The organism is Streptomyces adustus, assembly GCF_009377175.1.
Classification (GTDB): Bacteria; Actinomycetota; Actinomycetes; order Streptomycetales; family Streptomycetaceae; genus Streptomyces; species Streptomyces adustus.
The window spans coordinates 1-2,034 of the sequence record NZ_VJZD01000505.1 but is presented as its reverse complement, the minus strand read 5'-3'; the positions used below and the strand labels follow the sequence as shown (position 1 = coordinate 2,034).

Here is a 2,034-nt window from a genome sequence, read left to right as displayed (position 1 = left end):
ATCCGCAGCGTCGGCTACCGCCAAGGCGACCGCGAACTGGCCATCAAGGACGAGAGGCTGGCATGAACACCCAAAGACTCCTCGTCCCCACCCTGCGATCGGCGACCGCCGCAACCCTCGGCGCCAGCGGATTCATCCACGCCCAGCTCTACATCGACGGGTACCGCTTCGTCCACATCATCGGCCCCCTGTTCCTGCTCCAGGCCAGCGCTGCCTTCGCCCTCGCTGTCCTGCTGCTGATGGGGACACCACCCCTGCTGCTGAGGGCCGCCGCGGCAGGCGTCGCGCTCGGCGCCCTCGGCGGCTTCACCGCTTCGCGCACCGTAGGCATATTCGGATTCACCGAGCACGGTTTGCAGCCCGCGCCACAAGCCGTCCTCAGCCTCGTCGCCGAAACCGGCACGCTGCTGCTCCTCGCCATTTGGCAGGTGGCCGAGACGAGACAACACCGCGCTGCCCGAACGCCCTTGAGGGCACCCACCTGGGATCGGGCGACCACGCGCACACCACCCAACTGAACGACCACAAAGCCACGCGGGATGCCTGCGCCGCGTGCCGAGAAGCAGGCGTTCGAGGGGCCCGTCCGCGAGGAGACCTCACAGAAGATGCGTATCCGCCGAACCGTCCGCCGTCCGTGGACATGCACTGCCAGGGATCCCGCCTTCACCCACCACCCTGCAAGGAGCGAGTTGAGATGACCGACACGCTCCACTCACGGCAAGCACCCGCGGCGCCCGCACCGACCACGCACACAGACGCCTGCGCCGCCGAATTGGCGGCGCGTGCGCGGCGCGAAATACACGTACTTCGGTTGCACAAGGCGCCGAGGAAACACGGCGGATTCACCACCCGCCTCCACTCGGGCACGCTGGTCATCGCCCGCGACGGCTACGTCGTCCCAACCGGTGCCGACCGCGTTCGGCTCCCGGCAGACACCACATACGGCATGTTCAACTACGCCCTCGACATGCTGCTCACCCGGCAACCCCGAGTACGGGCAATCCGCGCTCAGGAGGCCGAGGGCCACATCGACCTGGAACTCGTGGACACCTCGAGCCGCGATGAGCGCACGCCCCCCGAGGGCACCGCCAAGCCGCCTCGATCGTCGGACGCAGCGCGGAAATGCGCCGCCTTCAGGTGCGCACCACCGGGCCGAGTGGGGGTGACGCGATGACCGTGTTCCTGCCGGGGATCGGTGGTGCCTGCTGCCTCGGCGTCGGCTTCGTCCTCCAGCAGCGGCAAGCCCGACGGGCGCCCCTTTCCGGCTTTCGCATCTTGCGGCTGGTGCTCGACCTGATGCGTCATCCGGAATGGCTGGCCGGCATCGCCGCGATGATCGTGGGCATGGTGCTGAGCACCATCGCCCTCGCGAACGGACAGGTGTCGCTGGTTGAACCGCTGACCGCGACCAACCTGCTCTTCGCCATGGCGCTGTCCCGCCGGCTCACCGGTCAGCCACTCGGCTGGAACGGCTGGGGTGGGGTGCTGCTGCTGGCGCTGGGCGTGACGGGGTTCATCGTCGCCGGACAGCCGTCGGAGGGCGGGCACTTGGCCGGGCCGCTGCGCCGCTGGATCCTCTTCGGCGTCGTGGTCGCACTGGCGGGGCTGCTCGTCGCGTTCGCCCGGCACTTGCGGCCAACGCTCGTGGCGACTGTGCTGGCCTGCGCCGCCGGACTCCTGTACGGGTTGCAGGACTCCCTGACCCGTGTCTCGAGCCGGCTCGCCAGCGGGCACAGCGTCGCAGTGCTGTTCGCGCACTGGCAGCCCTACGTGGTCGTGTGTCTCGGCCTGATCGGTCTGGGGCTCGTCCAGAGCGCGTTCGGGACCGCGCCGCTGCGCTCCTCGCTTCCTGTGCTCAGCGCTGCGCAGCCGCTGGCCGGGATCGCCTGCGGGATCGGCATCGTCGGCGACCGCCTCCGGGCCACACCTGGCGCGCTCGCCGTAGAGGCCGTCGGCCTCGTGGCGATCGTGATCGGCATTGTGCTGATCGGTCGACATCCCTGTGTGGCTCCGAAGGTCGCGCACAGGCGTTGA

At 69.3% G+C, this 2,034-nt stretch carries 3 protein-coding genes; all 3 read left to right on the top strand.

Annotated features, from left to right (window positions below):
• Positions 1–62 precede the first annotated feature (62 nt).
• Positions 63–518, top strand: a complete 456-nt coding sequence (locus FNH09_RS46145) for a hypothetical protein (RefSeq protein WP_152895837.1) — start codon at positions 63–65, stop codon at positions 516–518.
• Positions 519–694: 176 nt separating this feature from the next.
• Positions 695–1,174, top strand: a complete 480-nt coding sequence (locus FNH09_RS46140) for a hypothetical protein (RefSeq protein WP_152895836.1) — start codon at positions 695–697, stop codon at positions 1,172–1,174.
• Positions 1,171–2,034 (top strand): DMT family transporter, encoded by an 864-nt coding sequence (locus FNH09_RS46135; protein WP_152895835.1) that lies wholly within the window; start codon positions 1,171–1,173, stop codon positions 2,032–2,034. The genes FNH09_RS46140 and FNH09_RS46135 overlap by 4 nt, the downstream gene beginning before the upstream one ends.